The sequence below is a fragment of the Ruegeria sp. CG1 genome (assembly GCF_056537265.1).
The window spans coordinates 281,979-307,128 of record NZ_JBQFRF010000005.1; the positions used below are offsets into that span (position 1 = coordinate 281,979).

A 25,150-nucleotide genomic window follows, 5' to 3' on the forward strand; every position below is an offset into this window, starting at 1 on the left:
CAGCCTCACTCTCACCCTTCGTCCAGCGTTGGCCCGCCGGTATCAGTCACAAGGCCAACGTTGGAAAACCCGCCCGCGTTCAAAGCACCCATGACCTGCATCACTTGCGCATATGGAATCGCGCCGTCAGCACGCAAGAACACGCGGTCGCTGCTGCGCTCAGCTGCGATCGCGCGCAGCTTACCGATCAGTTCTTCGCGCAGCACATCCGTGGTCTGGATCTGCACGCGCCCATCTGCGGTCAGGGTCACGGTCAGCGGCTCTTCGTTGTCACCGGGTAAGGCACTTGCGGCAGTCTTGGGCAGATCGACAGGTACGCCGACGGTCAACAATGGGGCCGCCACCATAAAGATGATCAGCAACACCAGCATGACATCAACAAAGGGCGTCACGTTGATCTCGGCCATCGGTTGGGCGCGCCCGCGCCGCCGTCCGCGCCTGCGTCCGTTCCCGCCCGAGCTTTGCTGAACTGCCGCACCCATCGTCAGCTATCCAACTGACGCGACAGGATAGTGGCGAATTCATCGGCAAAGGCCTCGTAGCCGCCGACGATGCGGTCACTGTCTGCGCTGAGTTTATTATAGAATATCACCGCCGGGATCGCGGCCAGCAAGCCAAGACCGGTGGCCAGCAACGCCTCGGCAATACCCGGGGCCACAACGGCGAGGTTTGTGTTCTGCTGCTCGGCAATCTCGATAAAGGCATTCATGATGCCCCAAACGGTGCCAAACAGGCCGATAAACGGCGCTGTCGATCCGACAGTGGCCAGAATGGGCAACCCTTTTTGCAGACCCTCAGCCTCTTTCGCGATCGCCACGTCCATCGAGCGATCGATCCGCGCCGTCGCCCCTGCGATCAAGCCGCCATCGGTGCGGTGCGAGCGTCGCCACTCGATCATCCCCGCCGCGAAAATCTTTTCGGAACTGCCATCGGGCTGGGTTCCGATCTGCTCGAACAGCTCATCCAGCGGATTGCCAGACCAGAAGCTTTCATCGAATACCTGCGCCTCGCGCCGCGCGGCTCGGTAGTTGATCAGTTTCTGAATGATAATGCCCCAGGACCAGATGGATGCACCGATCAGCATCAACATCACCAGTTTGACGATAAAGGTCGCGCGGGCATACAGCCCCCACATGGAGAAATCGATCTCCTGCGCCAGCGCCAGCGTTTCAGCTTCCATGAACCTGCTCTTTGTTTTGCCTGATGGCCATTTGGCCTTGTTTTGCCAAACGCTAACGCAGATGGAGATGAAAAGCCAACAGAACCACCCCGGAGGCTGAAAATGTTACATCAATGCGCGAATCTCTGCCGGAAGACGAACGGGCTTACCCTGCGCATTCATGCAGACAGCCGTTACCTCGGCGCGGAAAATCTCGGTCTCGCCACGCTTGACCAATTGCGACATTGTCAACCGAGCGCCCGATAGCGAAACCATCTCGGTCTCGACCATCAGCTCGTCTTCAAACCTAGCGGCGGCGAGATAATCCGCCTCGATCCGCCGCACGACCCAGACAATGCCTGCGTCCCGCATCGCGTTCTGATCATTACCCAGTTTACGCACCCAGTCCGACCGGGCGCGTTCGATGAATCTCAGATAATTTGCGTGATAGACCACGCCTCCCATGTCGGTGTCTTCGTAATAAACACGGACCGGGTAGTGATGCTTCATTGCGACGGCTCCAATCTGGCGAACAAGCGCAACGCATGAGAGGGGTCCTGCGCGGCACCGGGCAGAACAGGATCGTAGGCGGCGCGGATCAAGGCCGCAATATCAGGCCGCAAGATCGTCGCGTCACCAGCAATCGCCAGAGGTGAGGCGCTGCGAAAAGCTGTGTCGGACCAAAGCAGGATCGTTTGTACAACCTGGCTTAACGCCAGCGTTTCTGCCGGCACTTTCGACAGCTCTTTGTCCATGCGCAAAAACACAAATGCCGCGCGGATAGCGCCGTCATCCTCGAACCGAAATATGCGATACTGATTGGCATCGGCCGCCACAAGCCGGTCGACCAGTGGGGCCAGATCCGGGATCAGGCGATCCAGATCGGGCACGTCCAACAATTCCTGCCACTCACGGAAGAAGAACACCATGCAATTGGCACCCAGTTCGGGATCCGTCTCGGTCATCTTGTGATTTGCCAGAGTGACAACCGCCTCGAACGCACCTTTTACGGTCGACAGCGTTTCATCCTCGACACCAAACACGATGGGCACGATGGGTCTGCCCCAGCGCGCAAACAGAAACTCACCGCTATCGCGTGTGAACAGCGCCTCAATCTCATCGGGTGTCACGCCCCAGTCCTTCTTCTCAATTTAGATACGACTGCCTGAGGCTTAAAATCTAATGCGCCCCACTTCAACCAAACAGATCGCTCTGTCCTTTGGGTGCAGCCATCCCCAGATGCGTCCATGCCTTTTGCGCCAGCATCCGTCCGCGCGGAGTGCGCTGGATCAGGCCTTGCTGCAGGAGATAAGGCTCGATCACCTCTTCCAGCGAATCCCGGCTTTCGGACAACGCCGCCGAGAGTGTTTCAATCCCCACTGGCCCGCCCGCATAGTTCTCGGCAATCAGCTTCAAATACCGGCGGTCGGCCCCGTCCAGACCAAGGTTATCGACCCCCAGTCGGGTCAGTGACCCATCCGCCAAGTCGCGCGTAATCCGCCCATCGCCTTCAACAATGGCAAAATCCACTACGCGTCTCAGAAGACGACCGGCGATCCGTGGTGTTCCACGAGACCTGCGCGCGATCTCACGCGCGCCTTCGTCATCCGCAGGTGCGCCCAGTTTGCGGGCATTGCGGGTGACGATCTCGTGCAACTCGTCGACCGTATAGAACTGCAGCCGGGTCGGGATGCCAAACCGATCGCGCAACGGCGTGGTCAGCAACCCCATCCGCGTTGTCGCCCCGACCAGCGTAAATGGCTGCAGCTCGATCCGTACAGTCCGCGCCGCCGGACCTTCACCAATGACAAGATCCAGCTCGAAATCCTCCATCGCGGGGTACAGCACCTCTTCGACCGCCGGGTTCAGACGGTGAATCTCGTCGATGAACAAGACATCCCGCGATTCCAGATTGGTCAGGATCGCCGCCAAATCCCCCGCCTTGGCCAGAACCGGCCCCGAGGTCATGCGGAAATTCACTCCCAACTCGCGCGCCATGATCTGCGCCAGCGTTGTCTTACCCAGCCCCGGAGGGCCATGGAACAGCGTGTGATCCATCGCCTCACCGCGCTGGCGGGCCGACTGGATGAAGATGCGCAGGTTGGCGCGCGCTTCGGCCTGACCAATGAATTCATCCAGCCCCTGCGGGCGCAGGGCGCGGTCATTATCCTCGGGCATCGGCTCGGGTCGCAGGGCGGGATCAGCGTCTACCATTCAGTTACCCTTTCACTCAGCCCTTCGGGGCCAGTAGCTTTAGCGCGGCGCGGATCAGATCGGCCTCGCCCGCGTCTGGCATATTAGCCGCTGCCTCGGCCACAGCCGACGCCGCCTCGGACGGTCCATAGCCCAGATTGCCCAACGCCGAAAGCGCCCCGGCCGAAGCCGCCGCAGCGCCCGAGGCCGGTTTCGCCACCCGTTTCGGTACAGGTGCAGGCTCGGTCGTCTCGACCACCTCAAGTGCCGGACCATCCATCGCCTCGGTCACCGTACCGCCCATCGCCATCACACCCGGGGCCTTGTCCTTGAGATCAAGTACGATCCGTTGCGCGGTCTTGGGGCCGACACCCTTTGCGGCCTTCACGGCCCCCCAATCGCCCAAGGCAATCGCGCGGCTGACGCCATCGGGACCCAGAGCGCTGAGAATGGCCAGCGATACCTTCGCACCCACACCCTGAACCGAGCACAGCAGACGGTGCCATTCCTTCTCGACCAAGGACAGAAAGCCATAAAGCTGCATCAAGTCTTCGCGCACGACCATATCGGTGTAGATCGACATTGCCTCACCAACCCCCGGCAGGGCGGCCATAGTCCGGTCCGAGCAATAGACGATATAACCGACCCCCCGCACGTCGATCAGAACGTGATCCGCGGCGCGGTAATCCAGCCGTCCAGTGAGCTTGCCGATCATGCGCGTACCTCTTTCATCCGTGCCTGCGGTGCGGCGCCATAATAGGAATGGCAGATTGCAATCGCCAAAGCATCCGCAGCGTCCGCCCCTTTGGGGGAACAACCGGGCAGTTGAAGTTTGACCATATGCAGAACCTGCTCTTTTTCGGCGTGGCCGACGCCCACCACCGTTTTCTTGACGCGGTTGGGGGCGTACTCGCCAACCGGCAAACCCGCCTGCGCAAGCGTCAGAAGCGCAACACCACGCGCTTGCCCCAGCTTGAGCGTTCCCGCCCCGTCTTTGTTGACGAAGGTCTGTTCAATTGCCGCCTGATCTGGTTTGTGCTCGGCGATGACTTCGACGATTTGATTGTGTAGCGACAGCAGCCTTTCCCCCAGATCATCACCATCGGATTTGCACAATCCATTCGCAACGTGGCTCAGGCGGCTGCCATGCGATTCGATGACGCCCCATCCCAAGGTTCTAAGCCCTGGATCAATGCCCAGAATTCGCATGTTTTGTCTCGGCCTGCTCGGGTTTGTGTGATCTTTTTTCATCGACTAGCACGAAGCGTGAACATTTTCCAAGGAAATCAACTCAGGGTCCAAAACCGACATTCATGTCGCCTCCGGTTCCTCGCGGCCTGTTTGCGACCGGGTTAGGTTCGTTTTCGACGCTTTTCCGATCGAACTTTAACCAATGATTTAAGGGGTTTTCATCAATTTCGAGCGTTGCAAAAAATGCATAGGACACATGCAATTTCTGAGCTTGCGCACGGCGAAACTCATCACTAGATGCCGCTCAGATCGCAAGATCAGAGTTTAACACAAACCAGAAGGAAACAGGATATGGCTGCACTGGATACCACCCGCACCACCACTGGCTCATTCGGCCTCGTCGGCCGTATCGGCGCACTTTTTGCATCGGTTGTAAACGCCGTTGTTGAATGGAATGACGCCCGCGCAACCCGTAACGCGCTGAACGGTCTTTCTGACCGCGAACTGGACGATATCGGACTATGCCGCGGCGACATCGACGTTGTCGCCGAAGGCCGCCGTTACTGAGATAACGGACTACCGCATACGCCCCTTCCTCCTCCCTGTGGGGCAAACAGAAACACCGCACGCCGTGAGGCATGCGGTGTTTTTGTTAGGAGGGTGCAAGATATCCGGTTAGAACCAAACCTTGTTCAGTTGGCTCGAGAAAAACGCGGTCACCGGATCGGCCTGCATGATCCAGGCGCCAGCTTTCTCAACCGGCGTGCCCTGATTCAGGCTTTCAACACGCGTTTCGTACGCAGTCGGGCCAAGATGAGACAGTAAAAAGGCCTTGAAGGCAAAGAAGCCAACCAAACACAGTAACAAAACCCTCGCTGGAACTGCTGAACGCATACGCTGTGGTTTCATCACCACCAGCCCGTCTGAGCGCAACGTGGCACGATAGCCGCGGCTGAGTTTCTGGTGCTTTTTGTTCAAACGCGAGATGCGTTGATCGAATTCGAGTTGTTTTCCTGTCATGGCAGCCTCCGAAAACCGCCCCCCGAGTGCATTGAAAGACGGTAATTAGAGAATGCGACAAAAACGTGGCAAAAATCCACAAAACTCCCGTAAATGGCCTAAATTCAGCCCTGTTTGCTTAAGATTAGCGTCGTCCACTCACCAATCCGATCCTGGCGAACCAGATTGAAGCCGTTTTGGAGATAAACCGAGATCACGTCATCGGACTGTTCATTGAGGATTCCCGATAGAATCGCTTGTCCACCCCCCCGCAGGTTCGCCGAAATTTCAGGCGAAAGGGCCACGAGCGGACCTTTTAGGATATTGGCGAATATCAGATCGTAAGGCGCATGCGCCTTCAGATCCGGGTGATCGAAACCTGCAGCTTCAACACATTTAACCGCACCCGCCATACCGTTCGCCCGAAGGTTGGCCTCGGCCACGTCGACGGCAACCTCATCAATGTCGCTGGCGATGATATCGCCATCCCAAACCCGAGCTGCGGCCATCGCCAGCACGGCAGTACCGCAGCCGATATCGGCAACTTTGGTGGCCGTGAACCCATGATCCAGAAGATGGTCCAAAGCCTTGAGGCAGCCAAGCGTTGTCCCATGGTGCCCTGTGCCAAATGCCATCGCAGCTTCGATCAGCAGCGGAATGCGGCCTTCGGGCAGTTTGTCGGCATCATGGCTTCCATAGACAAAAAACCGGCCGGCCTCGACCGGGGCTAGTTCGCGGCGGACATGGGCGACCCAATCCGTTTCGGGCAGTTCCGAGACCACAAAGGGCTTGGCCTCGAACGCGGCGGCCAGAACCGCCAGCGCGGTTTCATCCGGGGTTTCGGTAAAATAGCCGCCGACCTCCCACAGGCCCGAGCCATCCTCGACCTCGAACACGCCGACGCCGGTTGGTTCCGGGTCCAGCCGTTCCATCGCCTCGCCCAATCCTTCGGCGGCTTTCTTGCCGGTCAAAGTGGTCAGAGCAGTGAATGTTGGCATGGGGGCCTCCTGTTTCGATCGAAACAGCGCCTAGGGGCACCGACCGCCAAGGTCAAGCGGAGTCGCTTATTCGGCGGGCGCGGGGGCGTATTTCGACAGGATGGTTTCGTTGCCCGGTTCCGGATGACGCGGGATCAGTAATGACAGCAGAAGCGAGATGATCGCCATTGCAGCGGCCAAACCAAACACAGCGCCGGGCGAAACGACCCATAGCAGACCTAAAAGTGCTGGCAGGAAAACAGCGGCGATATGATTTATGGTAAATGCCACCGCCGCAGTGGGCGCAATATCCGCCGGGTCGGCGATCTTCTGGAAATAGGTTTTCAAAGCCAACGCCAGAGCAAACAGCACATGGTCGATCACATAGAGAATCGCCGCCAGCAGCACGCCCCAGCTAAACCAGTAGATGCCGCCATAGGCTGCGAAAACGATGGCGAGCCCGGCATATTCAAAGATCAGCGTGCGGCGTTCGCCAAACCGTGCGACTGCCTTGCCCAGCAGCGGAGCCGCCATCATGTTGATCATCAGGTTGATCAGGTACAGGCTGGTCAGTTCGTGCACTTCAAAGCCGAATTTCTCGACCATCATGAAACCGGCGAACACGACAAAAATCTGCCGCCGCGCGCCCGCCATGAACTGTAATGCATAATACAGCCAGTAGCGGCGGCGTAGGATCAGCTTCTTGGTCTGCGGCGTCGGCGCGTCGAATTGCGGGTAAGCGATCAGGCAAAACAATGCCAGCAAGGCCGTCACGCCGCCCGCCGCCATGAACACGAAGTTATAGGACAGGTCGAAGCGGTCCCATGTCAGAACGATCAACCCATAGACCACAGCCGTCGCAGCCGAGCCCATAGCCACCAGCCAGCCAAGCACCTGCGGCGCACGGTCTTTAGGCAGCCATTGCAGCTGCAGTGACTGGTTCACCGTCTCATAGTAGTGAAACCCGATCGAGCTGAACAGCGTCACAAACAGCAACCCGCCAAGGCTGGGAAACCAGGCCGTCACCGCCGTCGCCACGCCCAACATCATCAATGAGATCATGGCCAGTAACTGCTCGCGGATGAAAATGATCACCGCAATCACGCCAACGGCCAGAAAGCCCGGAATCTCGCGTACCGTGTGCAAAAGCCCGATATCCGCCCCGTCGAAGTTCGCCGCCTCAATGACGAAATTGTTCAGCAATGCACTCCACGCGTTAAACGCGATCGGCATGGTCAACGCCATCACGAACAAGAGCGTCATAGGGCGGCGCCAGAGCGGAAGACTCTGCGCCTCAGACAAGGGCATGGGTTTCAGCATGAGGATGCTCTACGCCCATTTGTACTTTTTGGCGAGGGGAAAGCGGCCGGCGCACAGCGGCTCTGCACTGATGCAGGGGTCAGTAGAAGCTTTGCGGATCGATATCCACGGTCAGGCGGATATCGCCTTTCAACTTCAACGGGGCGATCCAGCGGGCGATGGCGTCCTGAATAGGCGCACCTTTCGGGGCTTTGACCAACAGCCGGACGCGGTGACGCCCGCGTATGCGCGCGATCGGAGCTGGAGCCGGGCCAAATACCTGAGCACCAACATCGCGCAACGGCGCATCGTTTCGCGCCATGGCGTTGCCGATGTCGAAGACCGGCCCGACCTCGGGGCCAGACAGGACAATCCCGGCCATTCGACCATAAGGCGGCACCCCGGCGGCCTGACGCCCGGCGGCTTCAGCCTTCCAGAACCCTTCTTCATCGCCCGATAGAATCGCCCGGATCACCGGATGTTCCGGCTGGAATGTCTGCAACAACGCCTGCCCCGGTTTTTCCGCACGACCTGCCCGGCCCGCTACCTGCCGCATCAATTGAAAAGTTCGTTCCGCCGCGCGCAGGTCAGCCCCATGCAGGCTAAGGTCCGCATCGATCACCCCTACAAGTGTCAGCTTTGGAAAGTTATGTCCTTTGGCCACCAGCTGCGTCCCGATAACGATATCCGCATCGCCTTCGGCAATCTCTTCGATCTTGGCCTTCAGGGCACGAGCCGAACCAAACAGATCAGAGCTGAGCATAGCGATCTTGGCTTCGGGGAACGCCGCCTCGGCTTCTTCTGCCAGCCGTTCAATCCCGGGTCCGACCGGTGCCAGTTTACCCTCGACCCCGCAGGATGGGCAGGCCTCTGGCATTGGCTTGGTCTCACCACATTGATGGCACATCAGACGCTTGAGGAACCGGTGTTCAACCATTCGCGCGTCGCAATGATCGCAGGCAATCTGCTCCCCGCACGCCCGGCATAGTGTCACGGGCGCATAGCCACGGCGGTTGATGAACAGCAGTGACTGCTCTTCGCGTTCGATACGCTGTTGCACCGCCTGCCGCAGCGAGGGGGAAATCCAAGTCCCGGCCTGCATCTGCTCGGCGCGCATGTCGATCGGCTTCATTTCGGGCAGGACTGCTGCACCAAAACGCGAGGTCAGGTCCAGCCGTTCGTATTTACCCGCCTCGGCATTGGCCCAGCTTTCCAGTGAAGGCGTCGCGCTGGCCAGAATCACCCGCGCTCCGCAGATGGCCGAACGCAGAACGGCCATATCCCGCGCACTATAATGCACCCCATCTTCTTGTTTGTACGAGGTGTCGTGTTCTTCATCGACAACTAGGAGACCAAGATCGCGAAATGGAAGAAACAGTGCTGACCGGGCCCCAACGACCAGTTGCGCATCACCCTGACCGACCATCCGCCAAACCCGGCGACGTTCGGTCATGGTCGCGCCCGAATGCCACTCAGCCGGACGCGCACCAAATCGCGCCTCGACACGGGTCAGAAATTCAGCCGTCAGCGCGATCTCGGGCAGCAAGACCAGTGCTTGCCGCCCCACGCGCAGGGCCTCGGCGACCGCCTCAAGATAAACCTCGGTCTTGCCCGAGCCCGTCACCCCTTTCAGAAGAGTCGTTCCATAATCTCCCGTCCGTTGCCCGGTCTGAAGCCGCATCACGGCCTCCGCCTGATCTTCGGTCAGGTCCTTTCCCGGCAATTCTGGATCAAGATGAGGATAGGGAAGATCACGCGGGCTGTCCTCTTCACGCACAGCGTTCTGTTTGACCAACCCCTTAATGACCGAAGATGTGACCCCCGCTTGCTCGGCCAGTTCCTTCAGCGTAAAGGCCAAGCCGCCATAGTCTCGCAAAACTTCAAGTACCCGCATTCGTGCGTCGGTCATTCGGTCCGGTTGACCACCGCCCAAACGATAAACCTTGCGCATCGAGGGCGGATCGCCCAACCCCGGCGCGCGCGTTGCTAGCCGCAGCATCGCATGCATCGGCGTCAGGGTGTAGTCAGCCACTTTCCCCAGAAACACCCGCATTTCTTCACGCATCGGCGCGACCTCAAGCACCCGGTTCACCGATCGCGCCTTGGCCAGATCAAAACCACCCTGCCCCGGCCCCCAAACCACACCCAAGACTTTGCGCGGGCCCAAAGGCACCTCGACAAACGCCCCAAGAAAGCACCCGCCCTCGGGCGCTTTGTAATCCAACGTCCGGTCCAGCGGCTGCGTGGTCAGCACCGCAACCAGCTCTCCTTCGTCGAAAAATCCGTTAGCGCTCACGGTATATCCTTCGCAGGGGGTTCCAGCATGGGTCTCTTTGAGGTAAAGCCATCCGCGACCAAGGCCAACCCATCAAAGGACTGCCCTCATGAAATTCTTCGTAGACACCGCCGAGATCGATGCCATCGCCGAACTGAACGATCTGGGCATGGTGGACGGCGTAACCACCAATCCCTCGCTGATCCTGAAATCGGGCCGCGACATTCTGGAAGTCACCAAAGAGATCTGTGATCTGGTCGACGGCCCCGTCTCGGCCGAAGTTGTCGCCACCGAGGCCGAAGACATGATCGCCGAAGGCCGTAAGCTGGCCAAGATCGCGCCCAACATCGCAGTCAAAGTACCGCTGACATGGGCTGGTTTGAAAACCTGTAAAACACTGACCGACGAAGGCCAGATGGTCAACGTGACCCTGTGCTTCTCGACCAATCAGGCGATTCTGGCGGCCAAAGCGGGCGCAACCTTCATCTCGCCGTTCATCGGACGTCTGGATGATATCAACCTCGATGGCATGGACCTGATCGCAGATATTCGCCAAGTTTATGACAATTACGGGTTCGAGACCGAAATCCTCGCCGCCTCGATCCGCACCGTAAACCACGTGACCGACAGTGCCCGCATCGGGGCTGACGTGATTACAGCACCTCCGGGCGTGATCAAAAAACTGGCCGACCACCCGCTGACCGACAAAGGCCTTGAAACTTTCCTGGCCGACTGGGCCAAGACAGGTCAGAAAATCCTCTGATCCCAAGCATTGCCGCGCGGTGCCATCAGGCACCGCGCCCGGCCCAACGGCAAAAGCTGATCTTTGATCAGCGCCGGGCAGGCGGGAGCGCCCGCCACAGCAACGACGAAATTCGCCTTTCGCGTGCATTTTTCCCAAGGCAAATCCAGCAACCCATGTTATAAGCCCGCCAAACAAAAAAAACGACCGGACGGGACATGAGCAGCGATCCTAAACTCAAGGACAATCTCCGCGCCGCAATTCTGGCTGAGCCTGACGCCGTGCTGGATGACAAAGACCTGATGCAGGCCTTGGTGGCTGCAAATGAGCAGGCGCGTGGTGACAACGTTATCGACCTGCGCGGTATCGCCATGCAGCGGCTTGAGGCGCGTCTTGACCGCCTTGAGGACACTCATCGCTCAGTCATCGCGGCGGCGTATGAGAACTTGGCGGGCACAAATCAGGTGCATCGCGCCATTCTTCGCCTGTTGGAGCCCACCGTGTTCGAGGATTTCCTGCGCGCGCTAGGCAATGACGTGGCCGAAATCCTGCGTGTCGATCACATCACTCTGGTCCTCGAAACAACCGTCGTACGTGATGATCCGGTGGTGAACCAGCTCGGCGGCGTGCTGACTGTGGCTGAGCCCGGCTTTATCGATAGCTATCTAACCGCTGACCGCAACGGTCAGCCGCGCGAGGTTACCTTGCGCGAAATCCGCCATCCCAATCCGCAAGTTTACGGTAAACAAGCCGATCAGCTACGATCCGAGGCCTGCCTGAAACTCGATCTTGGCACTGGCCGCCTACCCGGCATGATTGTCATGGGCGCGCGCGATCCGAGGCATTTCTCACCTCAGCTTGGCACTGATCTTCTTGCCTTTTTTGCCGGCGTGTTCGAACGCTCTATGCGCCACTGGCTGTCGTGAGCCTGATTTCCCCAGCCTGCCGCGATGCTCTGCAGCATTGGCTGGACAGTCTGGGGGCGCTGGCGGGGCGGTCTGAAAATACGCTCAACGCCTATCGCGGCGACGTGACAGAATTCCTGTCCTTCATGACCTTGCATCACAGCGAGCGCCAAGGGCTGGCCGCGCTGGAACGCATCAGCGTTTCTGACATGCGGGCCTGGATGGCAGAGCAGCGCAATTCTGATGTCGGCGCGCGATCTCTGGCGCGCAAGCTTTCTGCCGTCAAAACCTTCTATCGCTGGTTGGCCGAACGCGAAGGGTTCGAACCTACTGCGGTGCTGTCCACCCGAGCGCCCAAATTTACCAAGAAACTGCCCCGACCTCTGGCCGAAGATGCCGCGCGCGCAATGATCGACACGGTCGAGCTACAATCCTCATCGGACTGGGTCGCTGCACGGGATGTTGCAGTTGTGACGCTCCTCTACGGGTGCGGGTTGCGGATTTCCGAGGCGTTGTCTTTGACCGGTGTGGACGCTCCTCTGCCAGAAACGCTGCGCATATCGGGTAAGGGCGATAAGGAAAGAATCGTACCGGTCTTGCCTGCCGCTCGGGCTTCGGTGGATCGCTATCTTCACCTCTGCCCACATCCGCAATCCCTTGATAAGGCGTTGTTCCGAGGTGTCAGGGGCGGCCCGCTCAACCCCGGAATCATTCAGGCTGTGGTCGCCAAGGCACGGATGCAACTTGGCCTTCCCGCAACAGCCACCCCGCACGCGATGCGCCACAGCTTTGCCACCCATCTGCTGTCTGCGGGCGGCGACCTGCGCGCGATCCAAGAGCTTTTGGGTCACGCCTCGCTTTCGACCACGCAGACCTATACCGCAGTCGATACGGCCCGGTTGATGGAAGTCTATAACCGCACGCACCCAAAAGCCTGAAGCAAAGACCCTTTTTGCTTTGCATCTGCGCCTTGCTTCCGTCATGACACCACCATGACACTCAGATTCAAAGCGCTTTCCGTTCATCTCTTCACCGCCACAGGTGCCGTTTTCGCAATGCTCGCAATGTTGGCCGCAGTCGAAGAGAAATGGAGCCTGATGTATCTCTGGCTCGTTGTCTCGTTCATCGTCGATGGCATCGATGGCCCGCTGGCGCGGCACTATCATGTCAAAAAGAACGCACCCGAGTTTGACGGGGTATTGCTGGATCTGATCATCGACTATCTGACCTATGTTTTCATTCCCGCTTTCGCCTTGTTTAAGTCAGGTCTGATGGACGGCTGGACCGGCTGGTTCGCAATCATCGTCATCACCTTTGCAAGTGCGATGTACTTTGCGGATACACGTATGAAAACCAAAGATAATTCCTTCTCTGGATTTCCAGGCTGCTGGAACATGTTCGTCATTGTGATCTTCGCCCTGGAGCCCAACTTCTGGGTCATCCTGCTGCTGGTCACCTTGCTGTCTGTCGCAATGTTCCTGCCGCTGAAATTCATTCACCCAATCCGGACCGAGCGTTGGCGCACCCTGTCATTGCCTATGGCTTTTGCGTGGACATTTTTTGCAGGCTGGGCCGCCTGGGTCGACTTTCACCCCGAAAGCTGGGCACATTGGGGGCTGGTGATCACCAGCTTGTATTTGGTCTCGGCCGGTATTGCGCAGCAGATCATTCCGCCGCGCAAGGCCCGGGATTACAAGACTTCCTGAACCTCGAACTCAGTCCCGTTATGGGTGAACACGTCACCCTCTTGCAGGCCAACCATAGCCAGATAGATCGGGCTTTGGGTCGAAATGCCCATGTAGGTTTTGCCGTCCACCTCAAACCGAGTCGTTGAGACACATACGACGAAGCGGCGATTGTTGAACTTGATTACGGCGCCGGGCTGCACCGTATCCGTGAGGCCAAAATCGGTGTTCTCGATCACGTCAATCTTGGCGTGATGCGCATGAACAGGCGCATCAAAGGCGGCCGCCAGATCTGCATTCTCGCGCGAGGCAGCGATGTCGTCCTTGTCATGCCCTTCTCGGTCATCCAACTGTGAGTCCTTAAGGAAGGCATCATAATGTGCCTGTGCGGTTGCCAGTTCCTGTTCTTCCAAAGACATCAGATGATCGATGATGGCTTTCTTACGTGCGGCGGGGTCTATCTGGCCGGTCATTCAATTCGGTCCTTCAAATTCACTATTCGATATAGGTTGGGGCCGTACCGCTCCGATTGCAACAGATAAGTACCGATCAGATCAACAGGCTGGCAGCACCTTCGTGACGCAGCAGAGCCACTTTGGTCTCAACACCGCCGTGGCCTGAAAACCCAACCATCTTCCCATCTGCACCCAGAACCCGGTGACAGGGAATAATGATGGGGATGGGATTTCCTCCGCATCCGCGCCCAACCGCTTGCGCCGAGTAGCCAAGGTCGTTAGCCAACTCGCCATAGGTGCGCGTATCACCAAATGGGATAGCATACATTGCATCGCACACCTGACGCTGAAATTCCGATCCTTTGATCCGGTAGGGCAGTTCGAACTGCTGCAAACGCCCTTCGTCATAGGCACGCAACTGCGCCGCCGCTTCTCGCAGAACCGGGGTGGCTAGACCTTCGTCACGGCCATTCCAGACAAGACGCGTGATGGCGCCGCTGGTCTCTTCGACACCAAGGCAACCAAACTGAGTTTCTACGGCGATCATCGGCATAAGAGAACGGTTGCAGATGTTTCACCACACCTGCAACCCGAATCCTGACGATCCGCCTCTTCATCTGGCCAAAAATACCTCGGAGCGCGAGGCAGAGCCTCGCATCAGCGATCTCTCTCTCGCGCTCCGTTCGAATGTCAGCTCAGCGCCTCGTTACATCGCCCGCATACGCCCGGATGGGCGTGCAGCCCAACATCAGGAAGGATTTTCCAGCAGCGCTGGCATTTGTCGCCTTGGGCTTTTTCGAACACTACAGCTACGCCCTCGATTTCCGGCACACGGAACGCCTCGGCCGGAGCCGGATCGCCTGTGACAGCCAGACCAGAAGTGATGCACATGTCATCCACGTCGAAGGTCGCAAGCAGATCGCGGGTTTCCTGATCTTCGACATGCACGATCGGTGCGGCCTCAAGGCTGGATCCGATCACCTTGTCCTGACGTTGAATTTCCAGCGCAGCGGTCACGGCGCGGCGAACGCGGCGGACTTTGGCCATGCTGGCTTCCAGGTCTTCATGGCGCCAATCAGCGGGCGTTTCAGGGAAATCCATTAAATGGACCGAACTATCATCGGCCGGGAACCGTTCCAGCCAGACCTCTTCCATGGTGAAGACCAGAACTGGGGCCAGCCATGTGGTCAGACGGTGGAATAGGATATCCAGCACAGTCCGCGCGGCACGGCGGCGTAGGCTGTCACCGTCGCAATAAAGCGCGTCTTTACGGACATCGAAATAGAACGATGACAGATCAACCGTGGCGAATGTGAATACGGCGCTGAATACACCCTGGAAGTCAAATGCTGCATAACCTTTGCGCACCTGCTCATCCAGATCGGCCAGTCGGCTTAACACCCAGCGCTCCAGGCGCGGCATATCTTCAGGCGCAACCCGATCCGCTTCGGTGAAGTCCGCCAGCGAGCCCAGCATGAACCGCATGGTATTGCGCAGGCGGCGATAGCTGTCGGCTGTCCCTTTCAGGATCTCCGGTCCGATCCGCTGGTCGGCGGTGTAGTCGGTCTGAGCCACCCACAAGCGCAGGATATCGGCGCCGTATTGTTTAACGACCTCTTCCGGCACGATGGTGTTGCCCAGCGATTTGGACATCTTGTTGCCCTTGGAATCCAGCGTAAATCCGTGGGTCACTACGTTGCGGTATGGTGCACGCCCCTTGGTGCCGCAAGCCTGCAGCATCGACGAATGGAACCAACCGCGGTGCTGGTCGGTGCCTTCCATATAGACGTCAGCGATGCCGTCCGCGGTCCCGTCCTCACGATCACGCAGCACAAAGGCATGGGTCGAGCCAGAGTCGAACCACACATCCAGCACGTCAAAAACCTGATCGTAGTCGTCGGGGTTCGCGATACCGTCGAGGATCTTCTCCTTGAACCCGTCCGTGTACCAGACGTCTGCGCCATCCTTCTCAAACGCGGCTTTGATGCGGGCATTGAGTTCGTCATTGCGCAGCAGGTAGTCCGCGTCGGTCGGCAATGCCCCCTTCTTGGTGACGCAGGTCAGCGGCACGCCCCAGGCGCGTTGGCGCGACAGAACCCAGTCCGGGCGTGTTTCGATCATGGAATATAGACGGTTGCGGCCGGTCTGCGGCGTCCATTTCACCAGTTCATCAATCGAGCGCAGGGCACGTTCACGGATGGAGTCGCCCATCTCGCCCATGCCGTCCTCCAGCTTGCGGTCGACCGAGGCAAACCACTGTGGCGTGTTACGATAGATGATCGGAGCCTTCGAGCGCCACGAATGCGGATAGCTGTGCTTGATCTTGCCGCGCGCCAGCAGCCCGCCGACCTCGGCCAGCTTGTCGATCACGGCCTTGTTGGCATCACCCTCACCGCCCTTTCGAGACAGGATGTATTTACCGCCAAAGAACGGTAGATCGGCGCGGAAGCTGCCATCATCCATCACGTTGTAAGTGATGACCTGTTCCAACATCCCCAGATCACGGTAAAGCTCGAATTCCTCCATCCCGTGCGACGGCGCGCAGTGGACAAAGCCGGTGCCTTCGGTGTCGGTCACAAACTCAGCGGCGCGGAAATCGCGGATGTCGTCCCATTCGCCATTGCCATCTTCGGCCCCGGCCAGCGGGTGTGCCAGTTGGATCTTGGCAAGATCCTCCTGCGTTACATCACACAGGCGGCGGTACATCGTATCGTCCAGACGCGCGCGGGCAAACACATCCGCCGCGCGGTCATCGGCCAGTAGATAGCGTTCACCGATCCGCGCCCAGCACTCCTCGGGGCGGCCGATGACTTCGTAGAGACCGTAGGAGATATCCTCGCCATAGACCACGGCCTTATTCGAAGGCATCGTCCATGGGGTCGTCGTCCAGATCACCACATAAGCGTTGTCCAGCGTCACATCGCCGGTGTTCACAACCTTGAACTTCACCCAGATGGTGAAGCTTTCCTTGTCGTGATACTCGACCTCGGCCTCGGCCAGAGCCGTCTTCTCGATGGGCGACCACATCACGGGTTTCGAGCCTTGATAAAGCGTCCCATTCATCAGGAACTTCATGAACTCATCCGCGATCACGGCCTCGGCGTGATAGTCCATCGTGATGTAGGGATCGGGCCAGTTGCCGGTGATACCCAGACGCTTGAACTCTTCACGTTGGATGTCGATCCAGCCTTCGGCGAACTTGCGGCATTCCTGACGGAAGTCGACGATGTTCACCTCGTCCTTGTTCTTGCCCTTCTTGCGATACTGTTCCTCGATCTTCCATTCGATGGGCAGACCGTGGCAGTCCCAGCCAGGTACATAGCGTGAATCGTAGCCCATCATCTGATGGGACCGAACGATCATGTCCTTGATGGTCTTGTTCAGTGCGTGGCCGATATGCAGGTGGCCGTTCGCGTAAGGAGGGCCGTCATGCAGGGTAAAAGGCTTGCGGCCCTCTTTCTCGCGAAGGCGGTCATAGACGCCGATCTTTTCCCAGCGGTCGAGCCATGCGGGTTCGCGCTTGGGCAGGCCTGCACGCATGGGGAATTCGGTTTTCGGCAGGTTCAGCGTGTCTTTGTAGTCAGGTGTTTCGGCGCACATTTGGGGCGTCCTCAGGATGTTCTGGTCGTGTATGGATCGAAGCGGTCAGTGCGATAACTCAAGCACCTTTGCCCGGCGTCTCGCGATATCAGAGCGCCGGGGATATAATTCGAATAATGATGGCCAGCCGGTCAAACATGGCCGCGCTTATAGGACGCCTGCTCTCAATGGTCCAGAGGTTCCGGGTCTTGCGACGAATGGCGCAGCTTGGCCCAGCGATTGAGCCATGCAAGACCCGCCAGTGCGAGACCGAGCGCCAACAGCGAAAACACCCGGATCAGCCCGCCCAATCCGGCAATATCGATCAGAAACACCTTGGCCACCGCGAGGCCAATCACGGCCAAACCGGCCTTACGCATCAAATCGGACCGGCGGGCCAGCGACTGGTAGAACAACCCTGCGCCGACCACCAACAAGGTGATGGTGTATGAATAAAGCTCGGGCTGGGTGACGCCGTTGCCTTCATACATGCCACTCGCCCCCTGCCAGACATGACGGATTGTAAGCCCCAGCCAAAAAGCGATCAGGGCACCGGCGACCCCATAACTGATCTGCTTCAGTAGCACGGGCTGCGTCACGACGCGCCAAGCCGAGAAGCCGATGGCCAGCGCAGGCAACAGATAGGCCACCGCCAACGTGTTCAGCACCGGCGGGCCGAGCACGGGATCGGCAAATGGGTCGAGCAACGGGTTAGCCTCAGACAAAGCCTGAACCAGACGCATCATGCCGTGTGCCGCAAAGAACGCCGCGAGCGCGTAACGCGCGTAGTTCAGCTTACCGCCAAGCTCGAACCGCTGTATTTGTGCAAAAGCCAGCAGCAGCCAGATCACCGCCAGCAGCCCCCGCCCCCAATGGCTGTCTGTCGCGCCGCCTTCTCCGAAGCTTTCCAGCCAACGCAGCAACAAGAGCGATAGCAGTATTCCCGCCGTTGCCCAGGCCGCGCTTTCAAGCAGCAATGAGGCAATCGGGCGGTCCAAGGACCTTAGCAACGCCCACCCCATGATGAACCCGGCAACCGCCACTGCATAGACCAAGGTCATTTCGATCAAAGGCGCGGTTTCGGCCCAATCGAGTCCCGGGTCGAGCACCAGCCGTACGGTCACCGTGAACACACCCGCCCAAATGAACCAACTCATCGGAGCCAGAACAAATCGCCGGTCCAGCGCCGCGGCCACAACAATCATGGCGACAAGTGCTACGGTCAATGCGGCAGAACTGAGTACGATGATGCAGGCAAAGCTAAGGCACGATAGCGCAGACAGAGTTGCCAGGGCAGGCCGCATCCGTTTCTCACCATCGGCCCGCGCAAACCGTTCGGCCAAAACCACCATCATCGCGCCTATTGCGATTGCGTGTAAGGCCCACGCATAAGCTCCGATCACGTTTGCAGGCTGCCAACCGACTTCAAGCGCGATCGCCAGCGTCGGAGCATATAGGGCTGCACCCCCGGCCCAGACCACAGCGTAGCGCCCGGCGTGGAAGGACCGCCACGCAGCGAGCACGCTGATCAAGGCCCCGAGGGCAACCAATAGCGTGACTACCCAAGGATAATCGGCCTCGGCCGTTTCCACGTATGTGTCGGCAAAGCCGCGCCACACGGAGCCACCGTCCAACCCGTGCAGCAGAACAAACCAGATCAGACCCAACGCAGGCAGCACCGTCACATCCTGCAACGCACGCGCAGCTTTTGTCCAAAGGATCAGCGCCAGTATCAAAGCGGTAAACAGTGCAACGCCCAGCCAAAACTCACCGCTTGAATCCGACCAATGCAGCGACAGGATGATGGAACTGGTGAGAACCGCACCAAAGGCAATTCGGGTTGGAAACACGGGCCATGGAATCCCTTTCCGTCGCCGAATGACTTCGGCAATCATCGGGCCGGTGTGGTCGGGCCAGATACTGCGCACGGGTATCGCCATCGCAATCAGCGCCAGTGCTGTCACACAGGTCAGATACCCCGGTTCCGTGGAGGGGGAAGACAGCACCAGAAAAAACGCCGCCCCGTATGCACCCACTAGCGTCAGAATGGAAATCCATGCCCACCGCCTGACGGTATCGATACCCAAGCCCAAAATGGCAATGATAAAGAAATAACCATAAAGCCAACTAGGATCGTCCGATGCGCCTCCAACCAAAAAGGGCGCGGCAAAGGCTCCGATTAGGCCTACGGCGGCGAGCAGCGGCCCGTGGAACCATCCCAAGACCAACGCAAACAGAGCGATGATAACGAGACCGGCCAGAGCGGCCTCGGGGCCGATCAGATCATAAAGCTGGCGCGCGGCCAGAACCCCTCCGAACAGGGTCACCAGACCTGCGCCCGAGAATACAGACGGCAAGTATGCAGTAGATGAGTTTTCATCGTCGCCAAAGCGGCGGCGGATCACTTCACCCGCTCCGATCAACAAAAGGCCAAAGACCAACGCCGCGATGACGCGCGCTGTCGGTGGCAACAGTCCGTTTTCAACCCCGTACTGAACCAGAAAAATCCCCGCCAACGCCAGTGACAGCGCCGAAACCGCATAGAACCAGTTCTCACGCAACCACGCGCCCAGCGCAGCGATCTTTTCCTCACGAAAAACGATGGTGGCAGGAGGATCGGCGGCCTCAACGGCCTGCGGCGCATCCGATGGGCTTTCGTCATTGGTAGATGAGGTTTTCGCCGCGGCCCAGGGATCATGCTTGGTTTGCGTCGTCGTCGGCTCCGGCCTTGATGTCTTGGAGGTTTCGGCGCCGCTTTCCGGTATTTGCCTGGCCAATTGCCGCTCAAGCTGTTCGACGCGCTTACGCAACCGCGATTGACCAATCAGCAAAGCGATGATCGAAACAGGAATGGCCAGAACGATCAGACCAACGAGGACAAGCAAGGATTCCAACCGAAACCTCCGGGATGCGATGCGCCAAACGTACCGTGCAGACAGGCTGGTTTATAGTCTGGAAATGCGCATGGATACCGCCTGCTGCACAGGTAATCGGCCTATAAAAGCAGGATGTGAGGGCGTGCCCGCATCAGGCAAGGGATCGCCAGCACTGCGGCAAAGGCCGAAATACCGCAAGCGAACCATCTGCGGAACAGTTTGTCGTAACTGCTTGGCAAGGAGGTACCATCCCGATCAGCCTGCCTTGCATAATCCCTCAGACGCACCTGAATCCAAACCACCGGCAGCCAGAACAGGCCGGTCAGTACGTAAAGCAGCAGTGATATCGCGATCCGACCCTCCGACAGCAACCAGCCCAGTTGCCAGGCCAGCAACACGCCGGTGATCAGCTGGAAAATGACTGAGGTGGCCGTAATAACTGTGTCGGCCAGCACCACGATTCCCGCCGTATGAGCAATCACCCGTGCATCTGCCGTGCGGTGCGCCATCAGCATGAAAAAGGCGATCCCTGCGCAAGTGCCCAATAGAACGCATGCTCCGATCACGTGAAGCCAACGCAGGATCAGGTCCGGGTTCATCAGCGGCTCTCCAACATGGGTCGCGCGATCAGTGATAGCATCAAAGCCGGCGCTATCTTGACCAACGGCCCCAAAGGGTCGAGCCACAGTTCAGGCACCGTCAACGTGGCGGCGATCAGATAGAAAGCGGCGATTGCAGCCTGCGCGAGGCAAGCGCGTGCGGCCCACGGAAGCCACAAGATTGCCAGCCCCAGCGCGATATTGATCATCGACCAAAACACCACGCTCGCGTTGGCAATCCCAACGGGCCAACCATTGCGCGAGAGTATCTCGGCTGCCCGCGATAGCCCCGTCAATCCGCCGCCGACTTGAAATCACGTAGATCCCCCGAGATCAGCGCAATATCCGGAAGGACCCTCTCAGCCGTCTTCTGGCTGCGCACAAGCCCCTTCACACAGGCGCCATCCGCATGCAGCGACCGAACGACCGCAGCACCGATGAAGCCATAAGCGCCCAGCACCAAAACAGTTTTTTCAGGACGATCCGTTGCCACGAATTGCCTCGCATTGGTTTACAACACCCTAGCGGATCAGATTCTGAGGATCAGCCTGATCACCCCGTCCGCAACAACAGCACCATTCAGGGGTGAAACAACGAGCCAACCCAGAAGGCGATAGCTGCCGCCGCACCCCCGATCAGCAGGGTTTCTCCGCCTGATCGCCACCAGGGGGCAAGCGACCACCGGCTTTTCATCGCGCCAATGGCAAAGAATACGCCCGCAGTCATCCAGGCTGATACCGTGAACGCATTTGCAACGGATAAGAGGAACGGCAACAACGGAATCATCCCCGCGATCAGAAAGGCAAAGAACGTCGCCATCGCGGCTTTGAGGGGATGCGGGTCGACGCTGCCCAGCCCGTATTCGCCCTCGATCATAAGGTCGACCCAATTGTCGTGGTTCGAAGTGATTTCAGCCGTCGCGTCATCCAGAATGCTGCCTGAAAGGCCTTTTTGTGCGAGGATTTCGCGCACCTCCTTTCGCTCGCCATCCGGGTACAACTTGATATGCCGTTCCTCGATGGCTCGAATACGGTGGATGTTATCGAGCTCGGCCTTGGTTCCCGAGTAGTTGCCCGCCGCCATCGAAAAACCATCCGCCAGCACGTTGGCCAACCCAAGTGCCACGATGACAAAAGGCGATAAACCTGCCCCGGCAACCCCGGCAACGATCGCGAATGTCGTGACTGAGCCATCGATGCCGCCATAAACCACATCGCGCAGAACCCCACGCCCCGGAGGCGCATTGATCCGTTCGAAAATCTCTTGCTGGCTGTGGCCGTGTTCGGTCATGGCTGGCTCCGTCCTGTTTATGCAGGACAGGTTCAGGCACGGCCTTGCGCCAGATCAAGTCCTGGAGAACAACCCGCTGAGCGCGCGTTTGATCATGCCACGGGTCGAGGGCTGGTGGCGTTTCGAGAAAGGCAGCGGGCGGCAGACCTCCATCGCGGCAACACCAACACGGGCGGTGAGCGCGCCGTTGACCAGCCCCTCGCCGAACCGGCGGGACAGTTTGCTGAGGACTGAGCCGCCCAATATCGGTTCCAGCAGATCATCCCCAACCGCTACTGCACCCGTTGCCACCAAATGCACGAATACGGCGCGGGTCAGTCGCCAACTGCCCAAGAAACCTGCGCGACCGCCATAGATTTCGGCAATACGTCGGATCATTCGCAATGAGCTTGCCAGCGCGGTCGCGACATCGGCCAGCGCGAGCGGAACCAAAGCGGTAACGGTGGCAACCTGCCGGGCTGCGGCCTCGACCTCGCGGCTGGCAGCAGCGTCCAGCGGGGCCAGCAATTCGTCTTCGGCCAAGCTCAGCAGGGTTGCCGCATCGAATTGCTCTCCCATGCGTTCGGTCAAACGGTCGCGACCCCAGCGTGTTTCATCGCGTCCCTTATAGAACGCAATCAGCCGTGTGGTTGCAGCGCGGGCTTGCGACAAGTCCTCGTCTGATAAAGCTGTGTCCGCCGCGCGCCGCAGCCCATCGACGCGAGACAGACGGCTGATTGCGGCCAACTCGCGCAGTGCAATGATCAGGACGACCAGCAAAAGCGCAGCGATCAGACCGGTGACGATCCAACCCAGAATTGGTGCGCGTTCCAGCAGAGAGATGGCGAAATCCCATGCGGCGACCGAGACCACCGCCCCCACAACGGCTAATGTCAGCCCCCAGAACCAACGCGCTAAAACCGAAGGTTTCCGCGCTGCAAACCGTACCGCTGCCTGCATCGCCTGCCCCTGCGGAGGCGCGATGTCTGGAACAGGAGGCGCGGCCGAGACATCAACTGTCGAGGCATCGTCTTCCAGATCAATCAAAACAGGGCCTTTAGCCATCGACCAACTCCTCGCGCGTCCAGACATATCTGATGTCGGGCAGGTTTTCGTCATTTTCGGACCCATCGCCGCGTGCGACCTCAACAAAGCCGTTGCGCTCATAGAACCGGCATGCGGAAGGATTGGCCTGAAACGCATACAAGTTGAGCGTGGGACGCTGCGTTTTGGCACGATCCAGCAATTGCTGCCCGATCCCCTGCCCGCGCGCCGAGGCCGCCAGATAGAGCGACTGCACTTCGTCCCCATTCAACGCCAGAAATCCGGCCACCTGCCCTTGCTTTTCGGCCACCGTGACCCAGCCGAGATCAATCATCCTGCCGCAAAACGCAATGGTCTCGGCCTCAGAATGCAGTTCAGGCATCCAGTCGTTTTCGCGGGCGAACCCGTGCAGAATAGCGCCTGTGGTTCCGGCATCGGTACTGCGAGCGGGGCGAAGGATCACGTTCACAGCCGGTCTCCGATCAGAAACTGCGCAGCCCGGTCCAGCCGAATATGTGGCGGACCGTCACCGGGATTCAGGGTCAAATGTGCGGGTGCAAAGGCCATATTGCCATAGTCCTCGCCCAGCCATCGCTCGGCCCCATTGCGCGCGGGGCCCAGCAGATGGGCAGGGTCCTCTGGCAAATCACCGGGGTAAAAGGCCGCCTGCTTACCGCTATCTAGCAGAGTGCCGCGCACACATGGCAGTTCTACGCCGTTATGGCTGCGCATCTCTTCCGTCGTTGTCCGAAGTGAAGCCAACGATAAGGCCGCAGTTTCAGCCCCGGCAAAGCTGGCGCGGTCGCGGGCCTCACGGGTCAGGGCCTCAATGATCGCGGTCAGGCGCGGGTGCTGCAGATGGTGCAGATGGTCCGCTTTGGTGGCCGCAAATAGGATACGCTCGACCCGCTTGCCAAGCAGCAGCCTGTTGAGCCATGCGTTGCGACCGGGGCGGAAGGCCGACAGGATATCGGCCATCGCGCGGCGCATATCCTCGACCGCTTGCGGGCCTTTATGGATTGCCCCCAACGCATCTACCAGAACGATCTGCCGGTCGATCCGGGCAAAGTGGTCGCGAAAGAAAGGTTTGACCACACGCGATTTGTACGCCTCGTACCGCCGCTCCATCTCGCGGTGTAGTGAACGCCGAATTGACGCCCCCGACACCGGGAGCGGCGCGAATGTCAGCACAGGAGACCCGGCCAGATCGCCCGGCAGAAGAAACCGACCGGGAGTGCAGTCATAGAAACCGGCATCACGCGCAGCATTAAGGTAATCGGTGAAGCTGCGGGCGAGGTCCTGCGCCTGCGGCTCATCATGTGGCGCGGTTGGGTCGGTCGCCTGAACCTTTGCCAGAAATGCCCCTGCTTGTGGGCGATTGGATATGTGTTCCAGCGTGTCCCGCGACCAGTCTTCATAGGATTTGTCCAGTAGGGCCAGATCCAGCAGCCACTCACCCGGATAGTCCACAATGTCCAGATGCAATGTTCGAGGGCCCTGCAATCCCGAAAGCAGACCTGCGGGCTGGACTTTGAAGGACAGGCGTAACTCGGAAACAGCACGCGTGCTGTCCGGCCAGTGCGGCGCTGGTCCGGTCAGCGCCGACAGATGGGATTCGAAATCGAACCGGGGCACGGTGTCGTCGGGTTGCGGCTGCAGATAGCTGGCGGTGACACGCCCCTCTTGCTGCGCCACAAGACCGGTCATGCGGCCCCGATCCAGCAGGTTGGCGACCAGTGATGTGATGAACACTGTCTTACCCGACCGCGCCAATCCCGTGACGCCCAGCCGGATGACCGGTTCGAAGAATGTCTCGGATACACGGTCACCCACGGATTCGACGCCGCGCACCAGACTGTCTGCCAATGATGAGATGACCAAGCTGTCGCCCCGCAATTATCGT

Annotated in this window: 27 protein-coding genes; 5 read left to right on the forward strand and 22 right to left on the reverse strand. The window is 59.0% G+C overall.

What is annotated here, in order from left to right; translation table 11 throughout:
- Positions 1 to 11: 11 nt before the first annotated feature.
- The 7 genes from tolR to ruvC form a co-directional block, all read right to left on the reverse strand.
- Complete coding sequence (gene tolR / locus ACR0AU_RS16235; RefSeq protein WP_170424320.1) at positions 12 to 482, reverse strand: protein TolR; 471 nt, start codon at positions 480 to 482, stop codon at positions 12 to 14.
- A 2-nt stretch (positions 483 to 484) separates the two neighbouring features.
- Complete coding sequence (tolQ, locus tag ACR0AU_RS16240; RefSeq protein WP_170397391.1) at positions 485 to 1,180, reverse strand: protein TolQ; 696 nt, start codon at positions 1,178 to 1,180, stop codon at positions 485 to 487.
- A gap of 105 nt (positions 1,181 to 1,285) precedes the next feature.
- A complete protein-coding gene (gene ybgC, locus ACR0AU_RS16245) occupies positions 1,286 to 1,669 on the reverse strand; it encodes a tol-pal system-associated acyl-CoA thioesterase (protein WP_170404386.1) in 384 nt (127 codons plus the stop codon).
- On the reverse strand, positions 1,666 to 2,289 hold the full coding sequence (locus tag ACR0AU_RS16250) for a hypothetical protein (RefSeq protein WP_170733268.1): 624 nt from the start codon (positions 2,287 to 2,289) through the stop codon (positions 1,666 to 1,668). The genes ybgC and ACR0AU_RS16250 overlap by 4 nt, the downstream gene beginning before the upstream one ends.
- 64 nt (positions 2,290 to 2,353) lie before the next feature.
- Complete coding sequence (ruvB, locus tag ACR0AU_RS16255; RefSeq protein WP_170397397.1) at positions 2,354 to 3,373, reverse strand: Holliday junction branch migration DNA helicase RuvB; 1,020 nt, start codon at positions 3,371 to 3,373, stop codon at positions 2,354 to 2,356.
- 16 nt (positions 3,374 to 3,389) lie between these two features.
- Positions 3,390 to 4,067, reverse strand: a complete 678-nt coding sequence (gene ruvA, locus ACR0AU_RS16260; RefSeq protein ID WP_480795946.1) for a Holliday junction branch migration protein RuvA — start codon at positions 4,065 to 4,067, stop codon at positions 3,390 to 3,392.
- Positions 4,064 to 4,561 carry a crossover junction endodeoxyribonuclease RuvC gene (gene ruvC / locus ACR0AU_RS16265; protein WP_480795947.1) on the reverse strand — a complete coding sequence of 166 codons (498 nt, stop codon included), beginning with the start codon at positions 4,559 to 4,561 and terminating at the stop codon, positions 4,064 to 4,066. The genes ruvA and ruvC overlap by 4 nt, the downstream gene beginning before the upstream one ends.
- A 333-nt stretch (positions 4,562 to 4,894) precedes the next feature.
- Here ruvC and ACR0AU_RS16270 point away from each other — a divergent pair, with 333 nt between their 5' ends.
- Positions 4,895 to 5,110, forward strand: a complete 216-nt coding sequence (locus ACR0AU_RS16270; RefSeq protein ID WP_170397404.1) for a DUF1127 domain-containing protein — start codon at positions 4,895 to 4,897, stop codon at positions 5,108 to 5,110.
- Between the two features lie 108 nt (positions 5,111 to 5,218).
- On the opposite strand, the gene ACR0AU_RS16275 is transcribed toward ACR0AU_RS16270, so the two are convergent.
- From ACR0AU_RS16275 to ACR0AU_RS16290, 4 genes are all read right to left on the reverse strand, one after another.
- Positions 5,219 to 5,563: a hypothetical protein gene (locus ACR0AU_RS16275; protein WP_170397406.1), complete on the reverse strand. Its 345-nt coding sequence runs from the start codon at positions 5,561 to 5,563 to the stop codon at positions 5,219 to 5,221.
- A 104-nt stretch (positions 5,564 to 5,667) separates the two neighbouring features.
- A complete protein-coding gene (locus ACR0AU_RS16280) occupies positions 5,668 to 6,540 on the reverse strand; it encodes a 50S ribosomal protein L11 methyltransferase (protein WP_170397408.1) in 873 nt (290 codons plus the stop codon).
- A 66-nt stretch (positions 6,541 to 6,606) separates the two neighbouring features.
- A complete protein-coding gene (locus ACR0AU_RS16285) occupies positions 6,607 to 7,839 on the reverse strand; it encodes an MFS transporter (RefSeq protein ID WP_480795948.1) in 1,233 nt (410 codons plus the stop codon).
- 79 nt (positions 7,840 to 7,918) lie between these two features.
- Entirely contained in the window at positions 7,919 to 10,114 is a 2,196-nt protein-coding gene (locus ACR0AU_RS16290) for a primosomal protein N' (protein ID WP_480795949.1), read from the reverse strand.
- 88 nt (positions 10,115 to 10,202) lie between these two features.
- On the opposite strand from ACR0AU_RS16290, the gene fsa reads away from it, so the two are divergent.
- The 4 genes from fsa to ACR0AU_RS16310 all read left to right on the forward strand — a co-directional run bounded on the left by fsa (position 10,203) and on the right by ACR0AU_RS16310 (position 13,446).
- On the forward strand, positions 10,203 to 10,856 hold the full coding sequence (gene fsa / locus ACR0AU_RS16295; protein WP_170404410.1) for a fructose-6-phosphate aldolase: 654 nt from the start codon (positions 10,203 to 10,205) through the stop codon (positions 10,854 to 10,856).
- A 197-nt stretch (positions 10,857 to 11,053) separates the two neighbouring features.
- The gene (locus ACR0AU_RS16300; RefSeq protein WP_170397417.1) at positions 11,054 to 11,761 is read left to right on the forward strand and encodes a DUF484 family protein; all 708 of its coding nucleotides are present in this window, start codon (positions 11,054 to 11,056) and stop codon (positions 11,759 to 11,761) included.
- Complete coding sequence (locus tag ACR0AU_RS16305) at positions 11,758 to 12,678, forward strand: tyrosine recombinase XerC (protein WP_170733272.1); 921 nt, start codon at positions 11,758 to 11,760, stop codon at positions 12,676 to 12,678. Before ACR0AU_RS16300 ends, ACR0AU_RS16305 begins: the two co-directional genes overlap by 4 nt.
- Positions 12,679 to 12,732: 54 nt before the next feature.
- Entirely contained in the window at positions 12,733 to 13,446 is a 714-nt protein-coding gene (locus tag ACR0AU_RS16310) for a CDP-alcohol phosphatidyltransferase family protein (RefSeq protein WP_480795950.1), read from the forward strand.
- Here the strand turns inward: ACR0AU_RS16310 and ACR0AU_RS16315 are convergent.
- The 11 genes from ACR0AU_RS16315 to ACR0AU_RS16365 form a co-directional block, all read right to left on the reverse strand.
- Positions 13,431 to 13,898: a hypothetical protein gene (locus tag ACR0AU_RS16315; RefSeq protein WP_170733273.1), complete on the reverse strand. Its 468-nt coding sequence runs from the start codon at positions 13,896 to 13,898 to the stop codon at positions 13,431 to 13,433. The genes ACR0AU_RS16310 and ACR0AU_RS16315 overlap by 16 nt on opposite strands.
- Positions 13,899 to 13,974: 76 nt before the next feature.
- Complete coding sequence (locus tag ACR0AU_RS16320; RefSeq protein WP_170397424.1) at positions 13,975 to 14,433, reverse strand: methylated-DNA--[protein]-cysteine S-methyltransferase; 459 nt, start codon at positions 14,431 to 14,433, stop codon at positions 13,975 to 13,977.
- Positions 14,434 to 14,570: 137 nt separating this feature from the next.
- The gene (ileS, locus tag ACR0AU_RS16325) at positions 14,571 to 17,480 is read right to left on the reverse strand and encodes an isoleucine--tRNA ligase (RefSeq protein WP_480795951.1); all 2,910 of its coding nucleotides are present in this window, start codon (positions 17,478 to 17,480) and stop codon (positions 14,571 to 14,573) included.
- A 164-nt stretch (positions 17,481 to 17,644) separates the two neighbouring features.
- A complete protein-coding gene (locus ACR0AU_RS16330) occupies positions 17,645 to 20,353 on the reverse strand; it encodes a DUF2339 domain-containing protein (RefSeq protein WP_170733275.1) in 2,709 nt (902 codons plus the stop codon).
- 101 nt (positions 20,354 to 20,454) lie between these two features.
- Positions 20,455 to 20,934, reverse strand: coding sequence for a DUF2269 domain-containing protein (locus ACR0AU_RS16335; RefSeq protein ID WP_170397431.1), 480 nt, complete (start codon positions 20,932 to 20,934; stop codon positions 20,455 to 20,457).
- Positions 20,934 to 21,230, reverse strand: a complete 297-nt coding sequence (locus tag ACR0AU_RS16340; RefSeq protein ID WP_480503830.1) for a DoxX-like family protein — start codon at positions 21,228 to 21,230, stop codon at positions 20,934 to 20,936. Before ACR0AU_RS16340 ends, ACR0AU_RS16335 begins: the two co-directional genes overlap by 1 nt.
- Positions 21,227 to 21,427, reverse strand: coding sequence for an NAD-dependent epimerase/dehydratase family protein (locus tag ACR0AU_RS16345; protein ID WP_170397433.1), 201 nt, complete (start codon positions 21,425 to 21,427; stop codon positions 21,227 to 21,229). Before ACR0AU_RS16345 ends, ACR0AU_RS16340 begins: the two co-directional genes overlap by 4 nt.
- 86 nt (positions 21,428 to 21,513) lie before the next feature.
- Positions 21,514 to 22,224: a VIT1/CCC1 transporter family protein gene (locus tag ACR0AU_RS16350; RefSeq protein WP_170397435.1), complete on the reverse strand. Its 711-nt coding sequence runs from the start codon at positions 22,222 to 22,224 to the stop codon at positions 21,514 to 21,516.
- Positions 22,225 to 22,278: 54 nt separating this feature from the next.
- Positions 22,279 to 23,268: a YcjF family protein gene (locus ACR0AU_RS16355; protein WP_480795952.1), complete on the reverse strand. Its 990-nt coding sequence runs from the start codon at positions 23,266 to 23,268 to the stop codon at positions 22,279 to 22,281.
- Positions 23,261 to 23,716, reverse strand: coding sequence for a GNAT family N-acetyltransferase (locus ACR0AU_RS16360; protein WP_170511433.1), 456 nt, complete (start codon positions 23,714 to 23,716; stop codon positions 23,261 to 23,263). Before ACR0AU_RS16360 ends, ACR0AU_RS16355 begins: the two co-directional genes overlap by 8 nt.
- Entirely contained in the window at positions 23,713 to 25,128 is a 1,416-nt protein-coding gene (locus ACR0AU_RS16365; protein ID WP_170564644.1) for a YcjX family GTP-binding protein, read from the reverse strand. The genes ACR0AU_RS16360 and ACR0AU_RS16365 overlap by 4 nt, the downstream gene beginning before the upstream one ends.
- Positions 25,129 to 25,150 lie beyond the last annotated feature (22 nt).

Coding starts and splice junctions, on each gene's coding strand:
- tolR (WP_170424320.1), bottom strand. CDS start 482: ATGGGTGCGGCAGTTCAGCAAAGCTCGGGCGGGAACGGACGCAGGCGC.
- tolQ (WP_170397391.1), bottom strand. CDS start 1,180: ATGGAAGCTGAAACGCTGGCGCTGGCGCAGGAGATCGATTTCTCCATG.
- ybgC (WP_170404386.1), bottom strand. CDS start 1,669: ATGAAGCATCACTACCCGGTCCGTGTTTATTACGAAGACACCGACATG.
- ruvB (WP_170397397.1), bottom strand. CDS start 3,373: ATGGTAGACGCTGATCCCGCCCTGCGACCCGAGCCGATGCCCGAGGAT.
- ruvA (WP_480795946.1), bottom strand. CDS start 4,067: ATGATCGGCAAGCTCACTGGACGGCTGGATTACCGCGCCGCGGATCAC.
- ruvC (WP_480795947.1), bottom strand. CDS start 4,561: ATGCGAATTCTGGGCATTGATCCAGGGCTTAGAACCTTGGGATGGGGC.
- ACR0AU_RS16270 (WP_170397404.1), top strand. CDS start 4,895: ATGGCTGCACTGGATACCACCCGCACCACCACTGGCTCATTCGGCCTC.
- ACR0AU_RS16275 (WP_170397406.1), bottom strand. CDS start 5,563: ATGACAGGAAAACAACTCGAATTCGATCAACGCATCTCGCGTTTGAAC.
- ACR0AU_RS16280 (WP_170397408.1), bottom strand. CDS start 6,540: ATGCCAACATTCACTGCTCTGACCACTTTGACCGGCAAGAAAGCCGCC.
- ACR0AU_RS16285 (WP_480795948.1), bottom strand. CDS start 7,839: ATGCTGAAACCCATGCCCTTGTCTGAGGCGCAGAGTCTTCCGCTCTGG.
- fsa (WP_170404410.1), top strand. CDS start 10,203: ATGAAATTCTTCGTAGACACCGCCGAGATCGATGCCATCGCCGAACTG.
- ACR0AU_RS16300 (WP_170397417.1), top strand. CDS start 11,054: ATGAGCAGCGATCCTAAACTCAAGGACAATCTCCGCGCCGCAATTCTG.
- ACR0AU_RS16310 (WP_480795950.1), top strand. CDS start 12,733: ATGACACTCAGATTCAAAGCGCTTTCCGTTCATCTCTTCACCGCCACA.
- ACR0AU_RS16315 (WP_170733273.1), bottom strand. CDS start 13,898: ATGACCGGCCAGATAGACCCCGCCGCACGTAAGAAAGCCATCATCGAT.
- ACR0AU_RS16320 (WP_170397424.1), bottom strand. CDS start 14,433: ATGCCGATGATCGCCGTAGAAACTCAGTTTGGTTGCCTTGGTGTCGAA.
- ileS (WP_480795951.1), bottom strand. CDS start 17,480: ATGTGCGCCGAAACACCTGACTACAAAGACACGCTGAACCTGCCGAAA.
- ACR0AU_RS16335 (WP_170397431.1), bottom strand. CDS start 20,934: ATGAACCCGGACCTGATCCTGCGTTGGCTTCACGTGATCGGAGCATGC.
- ACR0AU_RS16350 (WP_170397435.1), bottom strand. CDS start 22,224: ATGACCGAACACGGCCACAGCCAGCAAGAGATTTTCGAACGGATCAAT.
- ACR0AU_RS16355 (WP_480795952.1), bottom strand. CDS start 23,268: ATGGCTAAAGGCCCTGTTTTGATTGATCTGGAAGACGATGCCTCGACA.